Source organism: Pseudomonas granadensis, assembly GCF_900105485.1.
Lineage (GTDB): Bacteria > Pseudomonadota > Gammaproteobacteria > Pseudomonadales > Pseudomonadaceae > Aquipseudomonas > Aquipseudomonas granadensis.
This window is the reverse complement of sequence record NZ_LT629778.1, coordinates 640,214-663,145: the sequence shown is the minus strand read 5'-3', so window position 1 is coordinate 663,145 and position 22,932 is coordinate 640,214. Positions and strand designations below refer to the sequence as shown.

Sequence of the window (22,932 nt, the reverse complement as noted above, 5' to 3'; positions counted from 1 at the left end):
ATGTTCAGTAAAAAATTTCGCACCTTCCTGCTGTTCGGCTGCATCGCGGCGATTTTTGCCGCGGTCGGCTACTGGAACATCAGCCCGGAACGCTTTCTCGACAAGCCGCCGGTCTCGACCGCCGAGAATCCGATCGACTGGTACGCGACGAATACGCATACCATTCAGTACCTGCCCGACGGCAAGGTGCAATACGAGATGACCTCGGACAAGGCCGAACACGTCAAGGCCACCGACATCACGCTGGTGACCAAACCCGACCTGAACATGTATCGCGGCACGGACTTTCCGTGGCACGTGACCAGTGAGCGCGGCGAAGTGAATTCCGGCGGCACCGAAGTGGAACTGATCGACTCTGTGCGCGTGAAGCGCACCGACGAAAAGAAACGCGACACCCTGATCACCAGCACCCGCATGACCGTGTTCCCGCAGCAGGAATATGCGCAGACCGCGCAACCCGTTAGAATCGAGGGCGCTGGCGGTGTGTCGACTGGCGTCGGAATGAAAGCGTACCTGAAGGACAGCAGGATACACCTGCAATCGAACGTAAGAGGACAGTATGAGGCTCGTTAAAACCCTCCCTATTTTGCTCAGTCTGGGCGCAGCACTGGGAAGCGTGAGCGCCTGGGCTCTGCCGAACGATCAGCAGCAACCTATCCGCATTCAGGCCGACGACGCCCAACTGGACGACAAGAACGGCATCGCTACCTACAAAGGTGATGTGATCATCACTCAGGGCTCGATGATCGTTAAAGGCAACACGGTGACCATCACCCGCACTCAGGCGGGTGACATCGATGTGGTGACTTCGGTCGGCAACCTGGCCTACTTCGAACAGCTGCAGACCGCCGGCGACACCAAGCCTGTACAAGGCTGGGGCGTGACGATCCAGTACCACGCCGCGCAGAATCGCGTCGTCCTGATCGACAAGGCCAAAGTGGTGGACAAGGACAACAACACGACGCAAGGCGAGAAAATCGTCTATGACACCGTGAAGAAACTCGCCAGCGCCGGTCGCGCTACCGGCAGCAAGGTCACCGAGGCGCGTCCGCGCATCGACATGGTGATCCAGCCGAAGAAGAAAACCGACGAGAAAACCCAGTAATGGCAACTCTGAAAGCTCAGCACCTGGCCAAGGCCTACAAAAGCCGCCAGGTCGTGCGGGACGTCAGTCTGTCGATCGACAGCGGCCAGATCGTCGGCCTGCTCGGCCCGAACGGCGCCGGCAAGACGACCTGCTTCTACATGATCGTCGGTCTGGTGCAGGCCGATCAGGGTCGCGTGCTGATCGACGATCTGGACGTCAGCCACCAGCCAATGCACGGCCGCGCGAAAGCCGGCATCGGCTATCTGCCGCAAGAAGCGTCGATCTTCCGCAAACTGTCGGTGGCCGACAACATCATGGCCATCCTCGAGACCCGTCAGGAACTCGACAAGGCCGGTCGCCGCAAAGAGCTGGAGAGCCTGCTGCAGGAATTCCACATCAGCCACATTCGCGACAACCTCGGCATGAGCCTGTCGGGTGGTGAGCGCCGCCGGGTGGAAATCGCCCGCGCCCTGGCCACCGCACCGAAATTCATCCTGCTCGACGAGCCGTTCGCCGGTGTCGACCCGATCTCGGTTGGCGACATCAAGCAGATCATTCACCATCTCAAGGCCAAAGGCATCGGTGTGCTGATCACCGACCACAACGTGCGAGAGACGCTGGATATCTGCGAAACCGCTTACATTGTCAACGACGGTCAATTGATCGCCGAAGGTGACGCCGAGACTATCCTGGCCAACGATCTGGTGAAGGAAGTGTATCTGGGCCACGAGTTCCGCCTGTAAGCGCGAGCTGTTCGACAAGCTGCGCGGGTGCTGTATCGATCAAGCCGTTTTTTATAGCGCTTAATTGTTACAGCGCTCTAGGCAAACACTTCAGTTTCAGGCATATAATTTGCTTAAGTTTGGCGCTTCGGCGCCCTGTAGTGGATGGCGCATAGCGCCGGCGAATAAGGTGTTAAGCCCCTGCCATGAAACCATCGCTAGTCTTGAGAATGGGCCAGCAGCTGACGATGACACCGCAGCTGCAACAGGCCATCCGCCTGCTCCAATTGTCGACCCTGGATCTGCAACAGGAAATCCAGGAGGCTCTGGAATCCAACCCGATGCTCGAACGCCAGGAAGAAGGCGACGACTTCGACAATTCCGATCCGCTGGCCGACAACGTCGAGCAAAAGCCCAACACCGACATTCAGGAACCTTCTTACCAGGAAGCCGCGCCGACGGTAGACAACCTCGACGATGGCGAATGGAGCGAGCGCATCCCCAACGAGCTTCCGGTAGACACGGCCTGGGAGGATGTTTACCAGACCAGCGCCAGCAATCTGCCGAGCAGCGATGATGACGAGTGGGATTTCACCACCCGCACTTCCGTCGGCGAAAGCCTGCAGAGCCATTTGCTCTGGCAGTTGAACCTCGCACCGATGTCCGACACCGATCGCCTGATCGCCGTGACCCTGATCGATTGCATCAACAATCAGGGCTACCTGGACGAAACCCTCGAAGAAATCCTCGACGCCTTCGACCCGGAACTGGACATTGAACTGGACGAAATCGAAGCCGTCCTGCACCGCATCCAGCAGTTCGAGCCTGCGGGCATCGGCGCACGCAACCTCAGCGAATGCCTGCTGTTGCAACTGCGCCAGTTGTCGGCAAAAACGCCATGGCTGGCAGAGGCCAAACGCCTGGTCAGCGACTATATCGACCTGCTTGGCGGCCGCGACTACAGTCAGCTGATGCGGCGCATGAAACTCAAGGAAGACGAGCTGCGCCAGGTCATCGAGCTGGTGCAGAGCCTCAATCCGCGACCGGGTTCGCAGATCGAGTCCACCGAAGCCGAATACGTCATACCTGACGTCATCGTGCGCAAGGACAACGAGCGCTGGCTGGTCGAGCTGAACCAGGAATCGGTACCGCGTCTACGCGTCAACGCTCAGTACGCCGGTTTCGTAAAACGCGCCGACACCAGCGCCGACAACACCTTCATGCGCAATCAGCTTCAGGAAGCTCGCTGGTTCATCAAAAGCCTGCAGAGCCGCAACGAAACCCTGATGAAAGTCGCCACGCAGATCGTCGAGCATCAGCGCGGCTTCCTGGAGTACGGCGACGAAGCCATGAAACCGCTGGTCCTGCATGACATCGCCGAGGCGGTGGGCATGCACGAATCGACGATTTCCCGGGTGACCACACAAAAATTCATGCATACCCCGCGCGGTATTTATGAGCTGAAATACTTTTTCTCCAGTCACGTGAGTACCTCCGAAGGCGGCGAATGCTCGTCCACGGCGATCCGCGCGATCATCAAGAAACTGGTTGCCGCGGAAAATCAGAAAAAGCCGTTGAGTGACAGCAAGATCGCTGGTTTACTGGAGGCACAAGGCATTCAGGTGGCTCGCCGCACCGTCGCCAAGTACCGCGAATCCCTCGGAATCGCGCCTTCGAGCGAACGCAAGCGGTTGATGTAAGCCACGTTACAGCGTTCCAGTGGCAGGCTTTTCGGCCTGCCGCTTTATGCACTGGCAACGAAGGAGAAGCTGTATGCAAGTCAACATCAGTGGACACCAACTGGAAGTGACCGAACCTCTGCGCACCTACATCGGCGAGAAACTCGACCGGCTGGAGCGGCATTTCGACAAGATCACCAACGTGCAAGTCATATTGAATGTCGAGAAGCTCAAGCAGAAAATCGAAGCCACGTTGCATATTCCCGGCGGAGAAGTAGTCGCCAATGCCGAGCACGACGACATGTATGCCGCCATTGACCTGCTGACCGACAAGCTGGATCGCCAACTCAAAAAGCATAAGGAAAAGACCCAGAGCCTCCTCCAGGGCGCGACCGGTCGTTAACACCCTCATCCATGATCCGACTTGAAACCATCCTGACCCCCGGCCGTTCCCAAGTGAACGCGCCGGGCGGCAGCAAGAAAAAAGCCCTCGAACAGATTGCCAACCTGATCCACCGCGAAGTGCCGGATCTGGCGATGCAGGATGTCTTCGAGGCGTTGGTCGCCCGTGAAAAACTCGGTTCCACCGGTTTTGGCAACGGCATCGCCATCCCCCACTGCCGCCTTAAGGGCTGCGCAGGGCCAGTCAGCGCCCTGCTGCACCTCGAAGCACCGATTGATTTCGACGCCATCGATGGCGCCCCGGTCGACCTGCTGTTCGTGTTGCTGGTCCCGGAAGCTGCCACCGATGCGCACCTGGAACTGCTGCGCCAGATCGCCAGCATGCTCGACCGCAAGGAAGTGCGTGAAAAACTACGCAGCGCGCCAAGCAACGAAGCCTTGTACCAGGTTGTACTGGACGAGCAGAACGGGCATTAATCATGCGCTTGATCATCGTCAGTGGCCGCTCGGGCTCGGGCAAGAGTACCGCGCTGAATGTCCTCGAGGACAACGGCTACTACTGCATCGACAACCTCCCGGCCGGTTTGCTGCCGGAACTGGCCGAACGTGCGCTGATCCACACCGAACTGGCGCAGCCGCTCGTCGCGGTGTCGATCGATGCACGCAATCTGCCGAGTCATCTGTCGCGTTTCCCCGAATTGCTCGAAGTGGTGCGTGCCAAGCATATCCAGTGCGATGTGCTGTACCTGGACGCCGACGAAGAGACCCTGCTCAAGCGTTTTTCCGAGACGCGCCGTCGCCATCCGTTGAGCAACGCCAATCGTTCACTGGCCGAGGCGATTCACGATGAAACCGCCCTGCTCGGCCCGATCGCCGACCTGGCTGACCTGAAGATCAACACCACTCATCTCAACTTGTACCAGCTGCGCGACACTTTGAAGTTGCGCCTGCTGAATCAGCCTGAGCCGGGTACGGCGTTTCTGGTCGAATCATTCGGCTTCAAGCGCGGCATGCCAGTGGATGCGGATCTGGTCTTCGACGTTCGCTGCCTGCCCAATCCGTACTGGAAGCCGGAGTTGCGCGAGCAGTCCGGTCTCGACGCACCGGTTGCCGAGTATCTGGCGCAACAGCCGGATGTCGAGGAAATGTACCAGGACATCTACGCCTACCTGCACAAGTGGCTGCCGCGCTTTGCTGCCAGTAATCGCGCCTATGTGACCGTTGCCATTGGCTGTACCGGCGGGCATCACCGCTCCGTCTACCTGACCGAACGTCTGGGTCAGGCCCTGCAGAAAACCTTGAAAAACGTCCAGGTCCGCCACCGCGACCTCACCTAAAGGATCCACACCGCGATGCCTGCTCGTGAAATCGAAATCATCAACAAACTCGGTTTGCATGCCCGAGCGTCTGCCAAGTTTGTCGGCGTGGCGGGCAAGTTTCCGGAGACTACGATCAGAGTAGGCCGTACACCCGAGACCACGGTCGATGGTAAAAGCATCATGGCGATGATGATGCTCGCGGCAGGCAAGGGCACCAAAATTCATTTGAGCACCGAAGGCGAACAAGCCGAGGAAGCCATGGACGCCTTGGTGGCGCTGATCAACAACTACTTCGATGAGGGTGAATAAGCCTTTTGCGACGGAGCATTCCTCGTCGCGACAACTCAACCCAACGCGGTATCCATCACCATCATCAGACAAAACCCGATCAGCAAACCCAGACTCGCGAATTTGTCATGACCATGGCGTCGCGACTCCGGGATCACTTCGTGGGTCACCACCAGCAACATCGCCCCGGCCGCCAGCGCCAGCCCCAATGGCAGCAACACCTGCGCCACACTGACGAGCCACGCGCAAAGCAGTGCAAACACCGGTTCGACGAGACCTGACGCCGCGCCGATCAGAAACGCCCTCACCCGTGACATCCCCGCCCCAACCAATACCAGTGCGATCACCAGACCTTCCGGCACATCCTGCAAAGCGATGCCCATGGCCAGGCTGTCGGCATCCGGCATGCCGCCGCCGGCGGACACGCCGACGGCCATGCCTTCCGGAATGTTGTGAGCAATGATGGCAAAAACGAACAGCCAGATCCGCGGCGGGATCACCGGGCGCTCGAGGGTGCCAACGAGCATTTCAGGAGAAGCGCCGGAAACCTTGCGATCGACCAGATACAGGCCAAACGCGCCGAGCAGGATGCCGAAGCAGATCAGGCCACTGGCGCCCCAAGGGGTCAGACCGAGACCTTCGGCGGCCGCGATGCCCGGCACGATCAGCGAAAACGCGGTTGCCGCCAGCATCACCCCGGCGCCAAACCCCAGCAAGGTGTCGCTGAGCGCCTGCGGCATCCGCCGGATGACCAGCACCGGCACCGCGCCAAGCGCCGTGCCCAGGGCGCACAGAGCGCCGCCCTGCAATGCACGCAGCAGGCGCGGTTCCAGATTCAGCCATTGCAACCCGTGAGCGACCAGCAAGGTCATGCCCGCCAACAGCAACAGCGATCCCACTGCGTAACGAAACATTCGCCCACTGCCAGTCGCCAGTGTCTCCGTGCCCATAATCTGCCCTGGATGTTTTTTTATAGAAGGCTTAAACCAGTGCGGCCTGATAGCGCGCCGCGACTTCGGGCCAATTGATCACGTTGTAAAACGCATTGATGTATTCCGGGCGGCGGTTCTGGTAGCGCAGGTAGTAGGCGTGCTCCCAGACATCGAGACCGAGAATCGGCGTGTTGCCGTTCATCAGCGGGCTGTCCTGATTGCCGCTGCTTTCGACGATCAGTTTCTTCTCCGGGGTGACGCTGAGCCAGGCCCAGCCACTGCCGAAACGGGTCAGCGCCGCTTTGGTGAACGCTTCCTTGAAACTGTCGAGGCCACCCAGTTGCGCATCGATAGCCTTGGCCAGCGCGCCATCCGGCTTGCCGCCACCGCCTGGCACCATGACTTCCCAGAACAGCGAGTGGTTGGCGTGACCGCCGCCCTGATTGATCACCGCCGCCCGCAGTTTTTCCGGGAGTTGCTGGACGCTGGCGACCAGTTTCTCCACCGGCCACTCGGCATATTCCGTACCTTCTACTGCAGCGTTGAGGTTGTTGATGTAAGTCTGGTGATGCTTGGTGTAGTGGATTTCCATGGTCTGCGCATCGATATGCGGTTCCAGGGCATCGTAGGCATAAGGCAAGACAGGCAAGGTAAAAGCCATTTCAGTGGACTCCATAGTGGTGTGAAGCAGGCGCGCGGCGTGCATTGCCGGTATCCGGGTGCAGCAGGCGTTGGGTGCGCGGGTATTCGCCGTGCTCGCTGATGAAATTCAGCAGCTCGACGTAGGTCTTGCTGCTTTGACGCAATGCTGCTTCCCGCAGGGCCGGGCGCAGCCGTTCGTCCTGCATGGTCTGCAGCAGCCGCTGATGGATGGCGCACATATATTCGGCGCTCTCCTCGGGCTGATTCAGACGCAGGTGCAGATCCGCGAGGTTGTGGTGGGAGATGACGCAAGCCGCCACCGCTTCGTCGGCGTCCGCCCAGCGCTCGAACAACACTTGCGCCAGGGCCAGCGCTTGCAGGTAGGCCTCACGGGCGTCGATCAATTCGCCGAGCATGAAGCAGCGATTGGCCCGTTCGATCGTGCGTTTCCAGTGCTCCATGGTGAGCCTCCAAAGCGATTGCGGGGTTTACACGCCGCCGGCGGTGAGCTTCCAGGGGTTGAGTAGCTCTTCCAACGACCAGATGGGATTGATTATTAAATGATAATAAGACGCAACACAAGCGTGTCAGCTATGGAGATGCTCGCTCCCACAACGGGTCTGTGGCGAGAGCAATAAAAAAGGCGCGTCATCCAGTGCGGATGACGCGCCTTTTCGCTTAGCGGACCGGGGTTTAGCTACCCGCGACGGTCATCCGCTCGATCAACACCGAACCGGTGCGAATGTTGCTGCGCAGCTCCAGATCATTACCGACGGCAACGATCTGCTTGAACATGTCGCGCATGTTGCCGGCGATGGTCACTTCCTGCACGGCGAACTGAATTTCACCGTTCTCGACCCAGAAACCTGCCGCGCCACGCGAGTAATCGCCGGTGACCATGTTCAGACCATGGCCCATCAGCTCGGTGACCAGCAGTCCGCGGCCCATGCGTTTCAACAGCGCCGCCTGGTCTTCATCGCCATGGGTGACGAACAGGTTGTGCACGCCACCCGCGTTTGCCGTGCTCGGCATACCCAGTTTACGGCCGGAATAAGTACCGAGAATATAGGAGACCAATTCGCCGTTCTCGACGAACGGTTTGGCGTAGGTCGCCAGACCGTCACCGTCATACGAAGCGCTGCCCATGGCGCGCATCAGATGCGGACGCTCGTCGATGGTCATCCACTCCGGGAACAGCTTCTGGCCCAGCGTGCCTTCGAGGAAGGACGATTTGCGATACAGACTGCCGCCGGACACCGCCGAGAGAAAGCTGCCGAACAAGCCACCGGCCAGTTCGGCGGAAAACAGCACCGGAACCTCGCAAGTCGGCACCGGACGCGCGCCAAGACGGCTCGCCGCCCGTTGCGCGGCTTTTTGGCCGATGCTCACCGGATCGGCCAGCAGCGTGCCCTGACGATTGACGTCATACCAGTAATCACGCTGCATCTGCCCGTCAGCCTCGGCAATCATCACGCAACTCAGGCTATGCCGGGTCGAAGCGTAACCGCCGATGAAGCCGTGGCTGTTGCCGTACACGCGGCAGCCCTGATGGGTGCTGAGGGTGGTGCCGTCGGCGTTCTTGATGCGCGCGTCGGCATCGAATGCTGCCGCTTCACACAGCAAGGCCTTCTCGATCGCCTGCTCGGGGGTGATGTCCCATTCGTGGAACAGATCGAAATCGTGCTGTTCCCTGGCCATCAGCGCCGCATCGGCAAGGCCCGAGGCTTCGTCTTCGGAGGTGTGTTTGGCGATTGCCAGCGCGGCGGCGACGGTCTCGCGAATGGCGTCCGGGCCGGTCGCCGAGGTGCTGGCCGAGCCCTTGCGCTGGCCGACGTACAAGGTGATGCCAAAGCCCTGATCACGGTTGAACTCGACCGTTTCGACTTCACGCTGGCGCACCGAGGTCGACAAACCCTGTTCCAGCGACACTGCGACTTCGCAGGCACTGGCGCCCTGACGCCTGGCTTCGGCGATGATCTGCTCGACCTGTTCCTGCAGTGCCGGCAATGCCTGCGGGCCGACGCTTTGAACTGCACTCATGCTCATCTCCACTCAAATTCTGCTTTCGGCTGGGGCCATCGAGCGACCGGGCCGGACAAGCGGCCCCCGACTGGTTATCATGGCGGCGTTTCTTTGCGGACGGCCACCATGGTTGATTCTTACGACGACTCCCTCGATACGGGAGAAAAAAGCAAATCTCAGGTCAAACGCGAGCTGCATGCTCTGGTTGACCTCGGCGAGCGCCTGACCACACTCAAGCCTGACTTGATCGCAAAACTGCCATTGACCGACGCTCTGCGCCGGGCGCTGGCCGATGCGCCCAAGCACACCGCGAACATCGCGCGTAAACGGCACTTGCAGTTCATCGGCAAACTGATGCGCGATCAGGACACTGACGCGATTCTGACCTTGCTCGATCAACTGGATGCCTCGACCCGTCAGTACAACGAGCGCTTCCATAATCTCGAACGCTGGCGCGACCGCCTGATCGGCGGCGATGACGCCGTGCTGGAGAAATTCGTCGTCGAGTACCCGGACGCCGATCGCCAGCAATTGCGTTCCCTGATCCGTCAGGCTCAGCACGAGGTTGCGCAAAACAAACCTCCTGCTTCCAGCCGCAAGATCTTCAAGTACATCCGTGAGCTGGACGAAACTCAACGCGGCCTGCGCTGATCTTCGCCACCGGGTGGCCGCCCTGCGCGCCACCCGAGGCTCCATCACTTCTTATGCGCCCGTGCCACCCACGGTGATCGCATCGATTTTCAGCGTCGGCTGGCCAACACCCACCGGCACCGATTGCCCATCCTTGCCGCACGTGCCGACACCGCTGTCCAGCGCCAGATCATTACCGACCATCGACACCCGGCTCATCGCCTCGGGACCGTTGCCGATCAACGTCGCGCCTTTGACTGGCGCAGTGATCTTGCCGTCCTCGATCAAGTACGCCTCGCTGGTGGAAAACACGAACTTGCCGCTGGTGATGTCAACCTGACCGCCGCCGAGATTGGCGCAATAGATGCCTTTTTTCACCGAGGCAATGATTTCCGCCGGATCGCTTTCGCCGCCGAGCATGTAAGTGTTGGTCATGCGTGGCATCGGCAGATGCGCGTAGGACTCGCGACGACCGTTACCGGTGCGGGCCACGCCCATCAGACGCGCGTTGAGCTTGTCCTGCATGTAACCCTTGAGCACGCCGTTCTCGATCAGCGTGGTGCACTCGGTCGGTGTGCCTTCGTCGTCGACACTCAGCGATCCGCGGCGGCCGCTCAAAGTACCGTCGTCGACGATGGTGCACAGCTTCGACGCAACCATTTCGCCCATGCGCCCGCTGTAGGCCGAACTGCCCTTGCGGTTGAAATCGCCTTCCAGGCCATGACCGACCGCCTCGTGCAGCAGCACGCCGGACCAGCCTGAACCCAGCACCACCGGCAGGGTGCCGGCCGGTGCCGGAATCGCTTCCAGATTGACCAGCGCCTGACGCAGCGCCTCACGGGCGTAGCCCATGGCGCGGTCTTCGCCGAGGAAATAGCGGTAGTCGGTACGCCCGCCACCACCATGCCCACCGCGCTCGCGACGGCCGTTCTGCTCAACGATGACGCTGACGTTGAAGCGCACCAGCGGCCGCACATCAGCGGCCAGGCCACCGTCAGTGGACGCCACGAGAATCCGCTCCCAGACCCCGGCCATGCTCACGCTGACCTGCTGGATACGCGGATCGAGCGCGCGCGTAGCCACATCGATACGCTTGAGCAGCTCGACCTTCTCGGCGCGGCTGAGCACTTCCAGCGGATTGTCCGGAGCGTACAGTTGCGCGACATCCTGAGTGCTGAACGCCTGCACCGTGCCGTTCTGCCCGGCGCGGGAGATCGAGCGCGCCGCACGGGCAGCGGCGCCAAGGGCTTCGAGGGTGATCGCGTTGCTGTAGGCGAAACCGGTTTTCTCACCGGACTGCGCACGTACGCCGACCCCCTGGTCGAGGTTGAAGCTGCCTTCCTTGACGATGCCGTCTTCCAGCGCCCAGGACTCGGAAATCTGGCCCTGGAAATACAGATCGGCGGCATCGATGCCGGGGCCGGCCAGATCGCCAAGCACGCCTTGCAGGCTCTCGATCGTCACGCCGCCGGGCGCCAACAGGTGATCACTGACTGAGGACAACAACTCGCTCATGGGTTTACGCCTTAAATTCGTGTTCTGAAGCAGGCCGCTGAGCGCCCTGCGAGAAAAACCGCCGATGATTCGTCACCGGCATGCGCGCCCGGATGGACGCTTGTTCATTAATGTCGCGTTCGGCCAACAACACCGCTTCGCCTTGATCCTGACTGGCCAGCACACGTCCCCATGGGTCAATGATCGCTGCATGGCCGAAGGTTTCCCGCGGCCCCGGGTGAGTCCCACCCTGCGCCGCAGCCAACAGATAACACTGCGTCTCGATGGCCCGCGCGCGAATCAACACTTCCCAATGCGCCGCACCGGTCACCGCAGTGAACGCCGACGGTGCGCTGATCAGTTCGGCACCGGCCGCACGCAATTCGCTGTACAGCTCGGGGAAACGCAGGTCGTAACACACCGTCAGACCAAGCCGTCCTACCGGCGTGTCGGCCACCACTACATTGCCGCCATAAGCATAGTCATCGGATTCGCGGTAACGTCCGCGATTGTCGGCGACATCCACATCAAACAGGTGCAGCTTGTCGTAGCGGGCAACGATTTCGCCCTGATCATTGATCAGCAGCGAGCAGGCATGCGCCCTGGCCGTCGGCTGATTCGCCGGCGGCAACGGCAACGTGCCGGCCACTATCCATAAGGTGAGGTCGCGCGCGGTCTGTTTCAACCATGGCAGGATCGGCCCTTCGCCCAGCGCTTCGGCGCGACCGATATCAGCGACATCGCGACGGCCCATCGCCGCGAAGTTCTCCGGCAGCACCGCCAGCTTCGCGCCGCCGGCCGCGGCCTGTTCGAGCAGGCGCCGGGCCTGAGCCAGATTGACCAGCACGTCACTCTGGCTGACCATTTGAATCACCGATAAAGACATGGCGAACTCCCAACGAGGTATTTGGCCATGCTACTCCATCGTTTCAAGGCCGGGCCGTTCAAAAAGGCTTGTCGAAAGTGATTTTCGGCTCTTTCCATGGGCCTTTGACCGTGTACTTGACACTGGCGAAGCGCGCTACACGGTCGCCGATCAGTTTGTCGATCAGGAACAAAGCACCGCCGACTGCCGGTGCGCCGACAATCAACGCGGCAATTGGCAGGTTGTTGGTCACCGGCAAGGTCACCAGCAATTTCGCATCGACCTTGTCGTCAACCAGATCGAGGGTACCGTCCAGTTCGAGGTTGCTCGACGGGCCGGTCAGGCGAATCGGCTCACGGGTCACATATACGCCATTGTTTGCCACCAGCAGGCCTTTGACCCGGTCATAACTCAAGCCTTTGCCGAACAGGTCGGAAAAGTCCAGGCGCAGACGGCGGCCGATCGAATTGAAGTTGAGCAGACCGAACACCCGCAGGGCCTGTGCACCGCCTTCTACTTCGACAAACTGGCCCTTGTTCAGCGAGGCATCCAGCGTCCCGGAGAAACGCTTGGTCGCCAGCCAGGCCGGCGAACCCGGCCAGCGGCCGTCGACGTCCATGTGGAACTCTTCGCTGGTCACGCTCGGCGCAAAACCCCAGCCCTTGAGCACGTCGGCGAGATTCTTGCCGCCGATACGCCCCTTGTACCAACTGCTGGTGGAACCCGGCGCGCCTTCCCAGCCACCATTGCCTTGCAACAGAATGCCCTTGAGGCCCATGTCGAGATTGTTCAGGGCGATGCCCTTGGCGGTCGGGCGAATTTTCAGCGACCAGCCACCGACCAGATCGGGCCCAAGGAACAACTGGTTGAGGGTGATATCCAGCGCCGGAATTTTCGTCGGATCGACCGAAGCCAGTGGATCAGGCGCATTTTCGTCAGCCTGTACCGCCGGGTCCGGCGCCGGCAGTTTCACGTATTGCAGATTGACCGCGATCGGCACGCCTTTGGCGTCCGGCAGGCTCGCCGTGCCTTTGGCCTGCTGACTGTCGAGGGCCAGATTCCATGCCGCAGACTTGCGATTGAGCTGAACCGATGCCTGATCCAGAGTTGTGCCCATTGCCGTGAGCTTGCCGACCTTGAAGTCAGCGCTGTTGAGCAATTGCTTGGCGCTGCCGCCCGGATCCTGCCCGGCGTACCGGTTGACCAGATCCTGCCAGGGCGCGACGTCCAGTTCCGACAGCACGCCACGAACGCGCAAGCCTTTGGCGCCCGGCAGCACGGCTTCGCCGGCACCGAGGAACAACTCGCCACGGCCCTCGGCAAAATTGCTCGGCGGCGCTGCAAAGGTGAAGTTGGCCAGTTGATCGTAATTGACCCAATAACGCCGCTCCTGCCCCTGCAAGGTCATGCGAAATACCGTGTCGCGCCCGACATCCGCCGCCATGCCGAACGGCGCCGGCAGATCCACCGCCACGCCTTTGAGATTCGAGCTGACCATCAACTGACTGTCGACGCCGTCCAGATTCAACTGCAACTGATAGGGAATCGTCCCGGACACTGGCAACGGCTGGGTCACGCCCAGCCAGTCAGTGAGTTTCCTGACTTCGACCTGCCCCGTCGCAGCGACCCGGGTCTTGAGCTTGCCGGGGCTGCCATCGGCGAATATCTGCGCGGTGACGGGTTTGTCGAACGCCCGCGCAGCGATGTTCTGCCCGCTCAGGCCTTTGGCGCTGTCGAAGCGGAAATCGCCTTTGAGTTGCGTCAGCTCCAGTTTCGGCTCGGCCAGTTTCAGGCGGGCGTTGGCGGTCTTGAAGTCGACAAGGATCTTCGGTTGCTCGCCCTTGGCCAGCGGCACGTCGAGTTTGAGCTTGCCGGTAAGATTACCCGCGCCTTCCCAACCGGCAAACGTGTCGGCAGTGCCGATCGGCGCTTCCTGCAGTATTTTCAGCCCGTCGCCCAGACCACCGGCAAATGCGCCATCGAGCAACAGGTGGGTGTTTTGCCCCGCCGGCACATGGGGAATATTGACGAAGACATCGCTGACCTGAGTGTCCAGCAACTGGCCTTTGTCGGCCCAGATCCGCACGCCGCTGTCCTCGATGAACACATCGCCACTGACCTTGCTCACATGTGGCCAGCCCGGCTGAAAGGCCAGTTCGGCATCGTGCACCTTGAAGAACAGACTGATGCTGCGATCGGCTTCCCCGGCATTCTTGCTCAGCGAGCCCTGATACTGGAAAAAGCCCTGATCGACCGCGCCTTTGAGAATCGCCGTGCGCAACCATTCGTCGAGCGCCGGGCTGAGAACTGCCGGCAGATATTTAGCGGTGTAACGGCCGTCGCCTTCGACCAGACCGACACGCAGGTCCATGTAGTCTTCCTGGCTGTGGTCGAAGTGCAGGCGAATCAGGAAGTCACCGGCGATCTTGCCCTCCTCGCCCAGCACCTTCAGGTACGGCGCGATCAGGGTGAAACCGTCCTTGTCGAGTTTCCAGGTCAGCCGCGCGTTGGCTTGCAGGTATTGCCAGGGCTTGGCGAAGATCGGGTCGAGGTGCAGGACAAAGTCCTTGCTGTCCAGACGCAACTCGCCGCCGTCGAGATTGCCGCTCAGGCTGCCGCTGACATTTCGCGCCGCCGGTGCGCCGTGATAGGCATCGAAACCGACATTATCGAGGTTGGCGGCGAAACCGAATTTAGTGCCGTCGGTGGCGTTCGGGCGGAAGTCCAGCAGGACATTGCGCAAGCCGCCAGTCACCTTGAGCCGCTCGACCACCGTGGCGAAACCCTGCGGCAACGGCCCCAGCGCGTTCAGCATCGGGGTGATCGGCGTCAGGTCGAGGCGATCGGCCTGCAAATGCCAGAGCTCTTCGACCTTGTCGGTCGCGCGGGTCTGCTGCACCTGCACGCGCGATTCCCAACGGGTTTCGCCGAAGCTCATCGCCAGCGAATCGAGGATCACGCTCGCGCCCTCGGCGCTGTTGCGGTAGTAGGCGTTGAGCGCCAGATTGTTGATCTGGATCGGCTTGCGCTCGGCGTAGGCGCCGGTGATTTGCGGGGCATTCAGGCGCAACGCCGCGCTTTGCAGGGTGCCCTCGGCCCAGTTCACCCAGAGCTCGCCGCCGGCCTTGATCTCGGAAAAATTCCATTGTTGGGTCAGACGCTCGGGCAGCCACTTCGACCAATCGCTCTGCGGCAGGCTGGCGTAACCGTCGACCGTGCTGTTCTGCCATTGATCGGGCCGCAGCCGCATGCGCAGGTTCAGCGCCACAGGCTGGCCGTCCGGCAAGGTCAGGCGCGCATCGAGACGCTGGCGACTGGCGCCGGTCTTCAGATTGAACCCGACATAGGTCAGGGTCATCGGCGGGTGATCGAGCGGTTGCAGGGTGACTTGACTGTCGAGGATCGACAGCTGCTGAATCATCTGCGAACGCTGGAACAGTTGCGCGGCATCGAACGGCTGATCGTTGTGCACCGGCAGGCCTTCCAGCGCCCACCGGCCGTCTTCGCCTTCCTTGAGGCTGATCTTCAGGCCATTGAATTCAAGATGCGCGATGCGTACTTCGCGGGCGAGCAGACTGGCCCACAGATCCGGCACCGCGCGGACCCGGTCCAGACGCAGCGCATTGGCGCCGCTGCCGACCATCACGTCATGCGCCAGCAGGATCGGCGCAAAACCGCTCCAGTTGCCCTCCAGCTCACCGATCTGCAACGGCATGCCGAGGGCAGCACTGGCCTTGTCTTCGATATCGGTACGGTATTCGGCCACAAGGGGGGTCAGTTCGCGGCCGAGACTGACATACAACGCCATCAACACCAGAACCAACGCGCACAGGCCCAGCCCCCAACGGGTGAGTGCGGCCAGAATGCGTGTCAGACGCTCCATGTCAGGTGGCTCCCATGGCAAAAATACTGCGAAAAGCTGAGGCCAGCCGCGTTGGATTAAGGGTGATGCAGGGGTTCAGAGCAGCACCACGTCATATTGTTCCTGGGAATACATGGTTTCCACCTGGAAGCGTATGGTGCGGCCAATGAAACCTTCAAGCTCGGCGACGTTACCGGATTCTTCGTCGAGCAGGCGATCAACCACTTTCTGATTGGCCAGCACCCGATAGCCCTCGGCCTGATAGGCGCGGGCTTCACGCAGGATCTCGCGGAAGATCTCGTAACAGATGGTTTCCGCGGTTTTCAGTTTGCCCCGGCCCTGACAACTGCTGCACGGCTCGCAGAGCACTTGCTCGAGGCTTTCGCGGGTGCGCTTGCGGGTCATTTGCACAAGGCCCAGCTCGGTGATCCCGATGATATTGGTCTTGGCGTGATCACGCTCCAGCTGCTTTTCCAGCGTACGCAGCACCTGGCGCTGGTGCTCTTCATCTTCCATGTCGATGAAGTCGATGATGATGATCCCGCCCAGATTGCGCAGGCGCAGTTGCCGGGCAATCGCGGTCGCCGCCTCGAGGTTGGTCTTGAAAATGGTTTCTTCGAGATTCCGGTGGCCGACGAACGCCCCGGTATTGACGTCGATGGTGGTCATCGCTTCTGCCGGATCGACCACCAGATAGCCGCCGGATTTCAGCGGCACCTTGCGCTCGAGGGCTTTCTGGATTTCGTCTTCAACGCCGTACAGATCGAAAATCGGTCGTTCGCCCGGATAATGTTCCAGACGATCGGCGATTTCCGGCATGAGTTCAGCGACGAACTGAGTGGTTTTCTGGAAGGTTTCCCGGGAATCGATGCGGATCTTTTCTATCTTTGGATTGACCAGATCGCGCAGGGTCCGTAACGCGAGGCCGAGGTCTTCGTAGATCACGCTCGGCGCGGAGATGGTTTTGATCTGTTCGTTGATCTGGTCCCACAGGCGTCGCAGGTAGCGGATGTCCATAAGGATTTCATCAGCGCCGGCACCTTCGGCCGCGGTACGCAGAATGAAGCCGCCTGCTTCCTTGATGCCTTCTTTGGCCACGCAGTCGCTGACCACCTGCTTGAGGCGTTCGCGCTCGGCTTCGTCTTCGATTTTCAGCGAGATGCCCACATGGGCCGTGCGTGGCATGTACACCAGATAGCGCGACGGGATCGACAGTTGCGTGGTCAGGCGCGCACCTTTGGAACCGATCGGGTCTTTGGTCACCTGCACCACCAGGCTCTGGCCTTCGTGCACCAGCGAACTGATGCTCTCGACCGCCGGGCCTTCGCGCAGGGAAATTTCTGCAGCATGAATGAATGCCGCACGGTCCAGCCCGATATCGACGAATGCGGCCTGCATGCCCGGCAATACCCGCACGATCTTGCCTTTATAGATGTTGCCGACGATCCCGCGTTTTTGCGTGCGCTCAACGTGGACTTCTTGCAGCACACCGTTTTCGACCACCGCCACGCGCGACTCCATCGGCGTGATGTTGATCAGAATCTCTTCACTCATGGCAGGATCTCGTTCAGGCATGTTCACGATAATGGCCGCATCTGGATGGGTACGACGCTTATGACGCGCTCAGGTTTTGCCAACAGGGTATGCCGAAATGGCCCAACACCTCGCAGGTTTCGCAAACGGGCAGACCGACCACGGCCGAGTAGCTGCCATTGAGGCCGGCGACGAACACCCCGCCGAGGCCTTGAATGCCATAACCGCCTGCCTTGTCTCGCGGTTCGCCGCTGGCCCAGTAGGCGGCGGCTTCCTCGCGGCTGATCGGGCGAAAGCGCACCAGACTGCGCACCACCCGCGACTCGCAGCGTTCGCCTTCGAGCACGGCGATGGCGGTCAGCACTTCATGCTCTCTGCCGGACAACATCATCAGCATGGCGCATGCGTCGGCTTCGTCCACCGGTTTGCCAAGAATTTTGCCGTCGAGCACCACAGCGGTGTCGGCACCCAACACGCAAAAGCTCTGAGCGGACACAACGCTGCGGCGCCCGGCTTCAGCCTTGCCGCGTGCGAGGCGTTCGACATAGGCCGAGGGCGATTCTTCGGCTAAAGGGGTTTCGTCGATGTCCGCGCTGATGGCGGTGAATGCCACGCCAATCTGCGTGAGCAATTCACGCCGGCGCGGCGATCCGGAGGCGAGGTAAAGCGGCTTCATCAAAACATCTCCCTGTTCAGTGCCCTGCTTCACCGGCTCAATAAATTCTGTAGCGTCGGCACAATCCGCGCAGGGCGAAACTGACCCACGGCCAGAGCAAGGCACTGACCAACGCCGGCAAGACCAGGGCGAGGGTTGGCTGGCGGTTGCCGGTCAGGGCGCTGAGCCACAATTGGGCCAATTGCGCGAGACCGAAAATCACCAGGATCACCAGGCACTGCTGCCACATCGGAAACATGCGCAGACGCTGCTGCAACGACAGCACCAGGAAAGTAATGAGTGTGAGGATCAGCGCGTTCTGCCCGAGCAGATCGCCTTGCAGCACGTCTTCGGCCAGGCCCAGACAGAACGCCGTGACCATGCCGACCGTGTGCGGCATGTACAACGCCCAGAACGTCACCAGCAAGGCCAGCCAGAGCGGGCGCAGGATTTCCATGAAAATCGGCAACGGCGACACACTGAGCAGGATGCCGATGACGAACGTCAGCCAGATCATCCAGCCATTCCCCGAAGCTTTGGCCCCGACCATTATTCTCGTCCCCCGGTGGTGGCTGGCGGTTTCGCCGGTGGCTTTGTCGCGGCCGGTGGTTTGGCGGCGGCGGGCGGTTTGCTCGCCGCAGGCTTGGCAGGTGTGGCGGCAGGCGCGGCTGCGGGCGCTGCCGCTTCGCTGGCAGGCGCAGCAGCCGGGGCCGCCGGTGTGGCCATGATCAAGGGCTTGGGTATGTTGACCGGCAACGCCGGACCGCCACCGTGGGCATCGAGCTGTTCCTGAGCCTGGGCGGCTTCGTTGGCGCGCTCTTCGGCGGTGCGGCTGTCGCTGAACACCAGCAGCAGGTAGCGGCTGCGATTCAACGCGGCGGTCGGCACGGCACGGACAATCGCGAACGGTTGGCCGGAATCGTGGATGACTTCCTTCACCGTGGCCACTGGGTAACCGGCCGGGAATCGCTGACCGAGGCCAGAGCTGACCAGCAAATCGCCTTCCTTGATATCCGCAGTGTCGGCGACATGGCGCAACTCCAGACGTTCCGGGTTGCCGGTGCCGCTGGCAATCGCTCGCAGACCGTTGCGGTTGACCTGTACGGGAATACTGTGGGTGGTGTCGGTCAACAGCAATACACGCGAGGTGTAGGGCATCAACTCAACCACCTGGCCCATCAGCCCGCGCGCATCGAGCACCGGCTGACCGAGGACCACGCCATCGCGCTCACCTTTATTGATGATGATGCGATGGGTGAAGGGGTTGGGGTCCATGCCGATCAGCTCGGCCACTTCGACCTTTTCATTGACCAGCGCAGAGGAATTGAGCAACTCGCGCAGCCGAACGTTCTGCTCGGTCAGGGCGGCAAGCTTTTGCATGCGCCCCTGCAGCAATAGGTTTTCGGTCTTGAGTTTTTCGTTTTCGGCGACGAGCTCGGTGCGGCTGCCGAACTGACTGGCGACCCCTTCCCACAATCTGCCGGGCAGATCGGTGATCCAGTAGGCATCCATGAGCACCAGCGACGCTTGTTTACGCGCGGGCTTGAGCAGGTCGAAACGTGCATCGACCACCATCAGCGCGACCGACAGCACGGCCAGCACCAACAGGCGCACGCCCAACGAAGGGCCTTTGGTGAAAAGCGGTTTAATAAGCCGCTCCTCCCAGGCAAATGTTCTGTTTATTCATACGGCATCAAACCGGCCTGGATGAAGACTGACAGAAGATAAACGCCAACAGGCAGCACTGCAAAGTGCTGCCTGTGCGTTCACCCACGTATTGCGATCGGCAACTTACTCGCTCGAAAGCAGATCCATGGTGTGCTTATCCATCATTTCCAGCGCACGGCCACCGCCGCGAGCAACGCAGGTCAGCGGATCTTCGGCAACGATCACCGGCAGACCCGTCTCCTGCGCCAGCAGCTTGTCGAGGTCACGCAGCAGCGCGCCACCACCGGTCAGCACCAGGCCACGCTCGGCGATGTCGGACGCGAGTTCCGGCGGCGACTGCTCCAGCGCGCTTTTCACGGCCTGAACGATGGTTGCCAGCGACTCTTGCAGAGCTTCCAGCACTTCATTGGAGTTCAGGGTGAATGCGCGAGGAACGCCTTCGGCCAGGTTGCGACCGCGAACGTCGACTTCGCGAACTTCGCCGCCCGGGTAGGCCGTGCCGATTTCCTGCTTGATGCGCTCAGCGGTGGATTCACCGATCAGGCTGCCGTAGTTGCGACGCACGTAGGTGATGATCGCTTCGTCGAAACGGTCGCCGCCCACACGTACGGATTCGGCATAAACAACGCCGTTCAGGGAGATCAATGCGATTTCAGTGGTACCGCCACCGATATCGACCACCATCGAACCGCGTGCTTCTTCCACCGGCAGGCCGGCACCGATGGCAGCGGCCATCGGCTCTTCGATCAGGAATACTTCCCGGGCACCGGCACCGAGGGCCGATTCACGGATGGCGCGACGCTCAACCTGGGTGGATTTGCATGGAACGCAGATCAGCACACGAGGGCTGGGCTGCAGAAAACTGTTTTCGTGAACCTTGTTGATAAAGTATTGCAGCATCTTTTCGCAGACGCTGAAGTCGGCGATCACGCCGTCTTTCATCGGACGAATGGCAGCAATGTTGCCCGGCGTACGGCCGAGCATGCGCTTGGCTTCGGTGCCGACAGCGACGACACTTTTCTGGTTACCGTGTGTCCGAATGGCCACAACCGATGGCTCATTCAGGACGATACCGCGCTCGCGCACGTAAATAAGGGTGTTGGCAGTGCCCAGGTCAATGGAAAGATCGCTGGAAAACATGCCACGCAGTTTCTTGAACATGGGAAAGGGACCCTAGGCAACGCGTGGGTAAAAAAGTGCGGCAAACTCTAACAACGACAGGGATTTTGGGCAAGGCGCCAATATGTTAAATTGGCCGCTTTTCTGTGCACCAAGCCCCACAATCGCGGCCTTATGACCGTAGAAGTGCGGTAGTGTTCCGACAATCTAACACACGGACGCCGTCCGTTCTGTTTTCCACAGGAGAATCCCGATGGCGCTAGAACGCTCCGACGTGGAAAAAATCGCTCATCTGGCCTGCCTTGGCCTCAATGATGCCGATCTTCCACACATTACTTCCGCCCTCAACAGCATTCTCGGTCTGGTCGACGAAATGCAGGCTGTTAATACCGACGGAATCGAGCCTCTGGCCCACCCGCTGGAAGCCAGTCAGCGCCTGCGCGCCGACGTTGTGACCGAGACCAATAACCGCGAGGCCTACCAGTCCATCGCACCAGCGGTCGAAAACGGCCTGTATCTGGTTCCGAAAGTCATCGACTAAAGGGAAAGAGCCTGCAATGCATCAAATGACTCTGGCCGAGATCGCCCGCGGTCTCGCCGATAAAAAGTTTTCCTCCGAAGAGCTGACCAAGGTCCTGCTGGCGCGTATCACCCAGCTCGATCCACAGCTCAACAGTTTCATCAGCCTCACCGAAGAGCTGGCCCTCGAGCAGGCGAAAGCCGCCGACGCACGCCGCGCCAACGGTGAGAGCGGCGCCCTGCTCGGCGCGCCGATCGCCCACAAAGACCTGTTCTGCACCCAGGGCATTCGCACCAGCTGCGGCTCGAAGATGCTCGACAACTTCAAGGCGCCGTACGACGCCACCGTGGTGGCGAAGCTGGCTGCTGCCGGCGCTGTCACCCTGGGCAAGACCAACATGGACGAATTCGCCATGGGGTCGGCCAACGAATCGAGCTGGTACGGCGCGGTGAAAAACCCGTGGAATCTGGAACACGTACCGGGCGGTTCGTCCGGTGGTTCGGCCGCCGCTGTCGCTGCTCGCCTGTTGCCTGCCGCGACTGCTACCGATACTGGCGGCTCGATCCGTCAGCCGGCGGCATTCACCAACCTGACCGGCCTGAAACCGACCTACGGTCGCGTTTCGCGCTGGGGCATGATTGCCTACGCGTCCAGCCTCGATCAGGGCGGCCCGTTGGCGCGCACCGCCGAGGACTGCGCGATCCTGCTGCAAGGCATGGCCGGTTTCGACCAGAACGACTCGACCAGCATCGATGAGCCCGTGCCGGATTACTCCGCCAGCCTCGGCGACTCGCTGCAAGGCCTGCGCATCGGCGTGCCGAAGGAATACTTCAGCGCCGGTCTCGACCCGCGCATCGCCGAACTGATCCAGAACAGCATCCAGCAGTTGCAGAAGCTCGGCGCGGTGATCAAGGAAATCAGCCTGCCGAACATGCAGCACGCGATTCCGGCTTACTACGTGATCGCGCCGGCAGAAGCCTCCTCGAACCTGTCGCGTTTCGACGGCGTGCGTTTCGGCCACCGCTGCGAGAACCCGGAAAACCTGATCGACCTGTACAAGCGCTCCCGTGGCGAAGGCTTCGGGCCTGAAGTGCAGCGCCGGATCATGGTCGGTGCCTATGCGCTGTCCGCCGGTTACTACGACGCCTACTACCTGAAAGCGCAGAAGATCCGTCGTCTGGTGAAAAACGATTTCATGACGGCGTTCAATGAAGTCGACATCATCCTCGGCCCGACCACGCCGAACCCGGCCTGGAAGCTCGGCGCGAAGAACAGCGACCCGGTCGCGGCCTATCTGGAAGACGTCTACACCATCACCGCCAACCTCGCCGGCCTGCCGGGCCTGTCGATGCCGGCCGGTTTTGTCGACGGTCTGCCGGTGGGCGTGCAACTGCTTGCGCCGTATTTCCAGGAAGGTCGCCTGCTTAATGTGGCGCACCAGTACCAGCTCAACACCGACTGGCACACCCGCACCCCAACCGGCTTCTGAGGAG

23 protein-coding genes are annotated in these 22,932 nt (G+C 60.9%); 11 read left to right on the top strand and 12 right to left on the bottom strand.

From position 1 onward, the window contains the following. The 8 genes from lptC (at nt 1) to BLU52_RS02735 (ending at nt 5,518) form a co-directional block, all read left to right on the top strand. Complete coding sequence (gene lptC, locus BLU52_RS02770; RefSeq protein WP_090281783.1) at nt 1-573, top strand: LPS export ABC transporter periplasmic protein LptC; 573 nt, start codon at nt 1-3, stop codon at nt 571-573. Further along, on the top strand, nt 560-1,105 hold the full coding sequence (lptA, locus tag BLU52_RS02765; protein WP_090281782.1) for a lipopolysaccharide transport periplasmic protein LptA: 546 nt from the start codon (nt 560-562) through the stop codon (nt 1,103-1,105). The genes lptC and lptA overlap by 14 nt, the downstream gene beginning before the upstream one ends. Continuing rightward, nucleotides 1,105-1,830 (top strand): LPS export ABC transporter ATP-binding protein, encoded by a 726-nt coding sequence (gene lptB, locus BLU52_RS02760; protein WP_008085069.1) that lies wholly within the window; start codon nt 1,105-1,107, stop codon nt 1,828-1,830. Before lptA ends, lptB begins: the two co-directional genes overlap by 1 nt. Nucleotides 1,831-2,015: 185 nt before the next feature. Continuing rightward, nucleotides 2,016-3,509 carry an RNA polymerase factor sigma-54 gene (locus BLU52_RS02755; protein ID WP_090281781.1) on the top strand — a complete coding sequence of 498 codons (1,494 nt, stop codon included), beginning with the start codon at nt 2,016-2,018 and terminating at the stop codon, nt 3,507-3,509. 73 nt (nt 3,510-3,582) lie between these two features. Next, complete coding sequence (hpf, locus tag BLU52_RS02750) at nt 3,583-3,891, top strand: ribosome hibernation-promoting factor, HPF/YfiA family (RefSeq protein ID WP_090281780.1); 309 nt, start codon at nt 3,583-3,585, stop codon at nt 3,889-3,891. An 11-nt stretch (nt 3,892-3,902) separates the two neighbouring features. Continuing rightward, nucleotides 3,903-4,367, top strand: coding sequence for a PTS IIA-like nitrogen regulatory protein PtsN (gene ptsN / locus BLU52_RS02745; RefSeq protein ID WP_090281779.1), 465 nt, complete (start codon nt 3,903-3,905; stop codon nt 4,365-4,367). 2 nt (nt 4,368-4,369) lie between these two features. Further along, nucleotides 4,370-5,227, top strand: coding sequence for an RNase adapter RapZ (gene rapZ / locus BLU52_RS02740; protein ID WP_090281778.1), 858 nt, complete (start codon nt 4,370-4,372; stop codon nt 5,225-5,227). 15 nt (nt 5,228-5,242) lie between these two features. Beyond that, nucleotides 5,243-5,518, top strand: coding sequence for an HPr family phosphocarrier protein (locus BLU52_RS02735; RefSeq protein ID WP_090281777.1), 276 nt, complete (start codon nt 5,243-5,245; stop codon nt 5,516-5,518). 35 nt (nt 5,519-5,553) lie between these two features. Here BLU52_RS02735 and BLU52_RS02730 read toward each other — a convergent pair whose 3' ends face one another. The 4 genes from BLU52_RS02730 to pmbA form a co-directional block, all read right to left on the bottom strand. Further along, entirely contained in the window at nt 5,554-6,447 is an 894-nt protein-coding gene (locus BLU52_RS02730) for a ZIP family metal transporter (RefSeq protein WP_090281776.1), read from the bottom strand. A gap of 31 nt (nt 6,448-6,478) precedes the next feature. Continuing rightward, nucleotides 6,479-7,090 (bottom strand): superoxide dismutase, encoded by a 612-nt coding sequence (locus BLU52_RS02725; protein ID WP_090281775.1) that lies wholly within the window; start codon nt 7,088-7,090, stop codon nt 6,479-6,481. A gap of 1 nt (nt 7,091) precedes the next feature. Next, the gene (locus BLU52_RS02720; RefSeq protein ID WP_090281774.1) at nt 7,092-7,532 is read right to left on the bottom strand and encodes a hypothetical protein; all 441 of its coding nucleotides are present in this window, start codon (nt 7,530-7,532) and stop codon (nt 7,092-7,094) included. 232 nt (nt 7,533-7,764) lie between these two features. After that, the gene (gene pmbA, locus BLU52_RS02715) at nt 7,765-9,117 is read right to left on the bottom strand and encodes a metalloprotease PmbA (protein WP_197677951.1); all 1,353 of its coding nucleotides are present in this window, start codon (nt 9,115-9,117) and stop codon (nt 7,765-7,767) included. A gap of 102 nt (nt 9,118-9,219) precedes the next feature. Here pmbA and yjgA point away from each other — a divergent pair, with 102 nt between their 5' ends. Then, nucleotides 9,220-9,744: a ribosome biogenesis factor YjgA gene (gene yjgA, locus BLU52_RS02710; RefSeq protein ID WP_090281772.1), complete on the top strand. Its 525-nt coding sequence runs from the start codon at nt 9,220-9,222 to the stop codon at nt 9,742-9,744. Nucleotides 9,745-9,795: 51 nt separating this feature from the next. Here yjgA and tldD read toward each other — a convergent pair whose 3' ends face one another. The 8 genes from tldD to mreB form a co-directional block, all read right to left on the bottom strand. After that, nucleotides 9,796-11,238: a metalloprotease TldD gene (gene tldD, locus BLU52_RS02705; protein WP_090281771.1), complete on the bottom strand. Its 1,443-nt coding sequence runs from the start codon at nt 11,236-11,238 to the stop codon at nt 9,796-9,798. A gap of 4 nt (nt 11,239-11,242) precedes the next feature. After that, nucleotides 11,243-12,103: a carbon-nitrogen hydrolase family protein gene (locus BLU52_RS02700; RefSeq protein WP_090281770.1), complete on the bottom strand. Its 861-nt coding sequence runs from the start codon at nt 12,101-12,103 to the stop codon at nt 11,243-11,245. A 58-nt stretch (nt 12,104-12,161) separates the two neighbouring features. Continuing rightward, the gene (locus BLU52_RS02695; protein ID WP_090281769.1) at nt 12,162-15,965 is read right to left on the bottom strand and encodes a YhdP family protein; all 3,804 of its coding nucleotides are present in this window, start codon (nt 15,963-15,965) and stop codon (nt 12,162-12,164) included. Between the two features lie 75 nt (nt 15,966-16,040). Further along, on the bottom strand, nt 16,041-17,498 hold the full coding sequence (rng, locus tag BLU52_RS02690) for a ribonuclease G (protein ID WP_090281768.1): 1,458 nt from the start codon (nt 17,496-17,498) through the stop codon (nt 16,041-16,043). Between the two features lie 58 nt (nt 17,499-17,556). Then, complete coding sequence (locus BLU52_RS02685) at nt 17,557-18,153, bottom strand: Maf family protein (protein WP_090281767.1); 597 nt, start codon at nt 18,151-18,153, stop codon at nt 17,557-17,559. A 37-nt stretch (nt 18,154-18,190) separates the two neighbouring features. Then, nucleotides 18,191-18,682 (bottom strand): rod shape-determining protein MreD, encoded by a 492-nt coding sequence (mreD, locus tag BLU52_RS02680; protein WP_090281766.1) that lies wholly within the window; start codon nt 18,680-18,682, stop codon nt 18,191-18,193. Next, a complete protein-coding gene (mreC, locus tag BLU52_RS02675; protein WP_408003554.1) occupies nt 18,682-19,734 on the bottom strand; it encodes a rod shape-determining protein MreC in 1,053 nt (350 codons plus the stop codon). The genes mreD and mreC overlap by 1 nt, the downstream gene beginning before the upstream one ends. A gap of 189 nt (nt 19,735-19,923) precedes the next feature. Then, nucleotides 19,924-20,961 (bottom strand): rod shape-determining protein MreB, encoded by a 1,038-nt coding sequence (mreB, locus tag BLU52_RS02670; RefSeq protein WP_002555108.1) that lies wholly within the window; start codon nt 20,959-20,961, stop codon nt 19,924-19,926. Nucleotides 20,962-21,172: 211 nt separating this feature from the next. Between mreB and gatC the strand changes: the two genes are divergently transcribed. Next, nucleotides 21,173-21,460: an Asp-tRNA(Asn)/Glu-tRNA(Gln) amidotransferase subunit GatC gene (gene gatC, locus BLU52_RS02665; RefSeq protein WP_007976465.1), complete on the top strand. Its 288-nt coding sequence runs from the start codon at nt 21,173-21,175 to the stop codon at nt 21,458-21,460. Between the two features lie 16 nt (nt 21,461-21,476). Next, nucleotides 21,477-22,928 carry an Asp-tRNA(Asn)/Glu-tRNA(Gln) amidotransferase subunit GatA gene (gene gatA, locus BLU52_RS02660; protein ID WP_090281764.1) on the top strand — a complete coding sequence of 484 codons (1,452 nt, stop codon included), beginning with the start codon at nt 21,477-21,479 and terminating at the stop codon, nt 22,926-22,928. Nucleotides 22,929-22,932 lie beyond the last annotated feature (4 nt).

What these genes read in the sequence shown, in the direction of transcription:
- pmbA (WP_197677951.1), bottom strand. Translation starts at nt 9,117, where the DNA reads ATGAGCATGAGTGCAGTTCAAAGCGTCGGCCCGCAGGCATTGCCGGCA.
- BLU52_RS02685 (WP_090281767.1), bottom strand. Translation starts at nt 18,153, where the DNA reads ATGAAGCCGCTTTACCTCGCCTCCGGATCGCCGCGCCGGCGTGAATTG.
- yjgA (WP_090281772.1), top strand. Translation starts at nt 9,220, where the DNA reads ATGGTTGATTCTTACGACGACTCCCTCGATACGGGAGAAAAAAGCAAA.
- BLU52_RS02725 (WP_090281775.1), bottom strand. Translation starts at nt 7,090, where the DNA reads ATGGCTTTTACCTTGCCTGTCTTGCCTTATGCCTACGATGCCCTGGAA.
- hpf (WP_090281780.1), top strand. Translation starts at nt 3,583, where the DNA reads ATGCAAGTCAACATCAGTGGACACCAACTGGAAGTGACCGAACCTCTG.
- mreD (WP_090281766.1), bottom strand. Translation starts at nt 18,682, where the DNA reads ATGGTCGGGGCCAAAGCTTCGGGGAATGGCTGGATGATCTGGCTGACG.
- lptA (WP_090281782.1), top strand. Translation starts at nt 560, where the DNA reads ATGAGGCTCGTTAAAACCCTCCCTATTTTGCTCAGTCTGGGCGCAGCA.
- lptB (WP_008085069.1), top strand. Translation starts at nt 1,105, where the DNA reads ATGGCAACTCTGAAAGCTCAGCACCTGGCCAAGGCCTACAAAAGCCGC.
- BLU52_RS02695 (WP_090281769.1), bottom strand. Translation starts at nt 15,965, where the DNA reads ATGGAGCGTCTGACACGCATTCTGGCCGCACTCACCCGTTGGGGGCTG.
- BLU52_RS02700 (WP_090281770.1), bottom strand. Translation starts at nt 12,103, where the DNA reads ATGTCTTTATCGGTGATTCAAATGGTCAGCCAGAGTGACGTGCTGGTC.
- rapZ (WP_090281778.1), top strand. Translation starts at nt 4,370, where the DNA reads ATGCGCTTGATCATCGTCAGTGGCCGCTCGGGCTCGGGCAAGAGTACC.
- BLU52_RS02720 (WP_090281774.1), bottom strand. Translation starts at nt 7,532, where the DNA reads ATGGAGCACTGGAAACGCACGATCGAACGGGCCAATCGCTGCTTCATG.
- BLU52_RS02730 (WP_090281776.1), bottom strand. Translation starts at nt 6,447, where the DNA reads ATGGGCACGGAGACACTGGCGACTGGCAGTGGGCGAATGTTTCGTTAC.
- ptsN (WP_090281779.1), top strand. Translation starts at nt 3,903, where the DNA reads ATGATCCGACTTGAAACCATCCTGACCCCCGGCCGTTCCCAAGTGAAC.
- lptC (WP_090281783.1), top strand. Translation starts at nt 1, where the DNA reads ATGTTCAGTAAAAAATTTCGCACCTTCCTGCTGTTCGGCTGCATCGCG.
- BLU52_RS02735 (WP_090281777.1), top strand. Translation starts at nt 5,243, where the DNA reads ATGCCTGCTCGTGAAATCGAAATCATCAACAAACTCGGTTTGCATGCC.
- rng (WP_090281768.1), bottom strand. Translation starts at nt 17,498, where the DNA reads ATGAGTGAAGAGATTCTGATCAACATCACGCCGATGGAGTCGCGCGTG.
- tldD (WP_090281771.1), bottom strand. Translation starts at nt 11,238, where the DNA reads ATGAGCGAGTTGTTGTCCTCAGTCAGTGATCACCTGTTGGCGCCCGGC.
- gatC (WP_007976465.1), top strand. Translation starts at nt 21,173, where the DNA reads ATGGCGCTAGAACGCTCCGACGTGGAAAAAATCGCTCATCTGGCCTGC.
- mreB (WP_002555108.1), bottom strand. Translation starts at nt 20,961, where the DNA reads ATGTTCAAGAAACTGCGTGGCATGTTTTCCAGCGATCTTTCCATTGAC.
- BLU52_RS02755 (WP_090281781.1), top strand. Translation starts at nt 2,016, where the DNA reads ATGAAACCATCGCTAGTCTTGAGAATGGGCCAGCAGCTGACGATGACA.
- gatA (WP_090281764.1), top strand. Translation starts at nt 21,477, where the DNA reads ATGCATCAAATGACTCTGGCCGAGATCGCCCGCGGTCTCGCCGATAAA.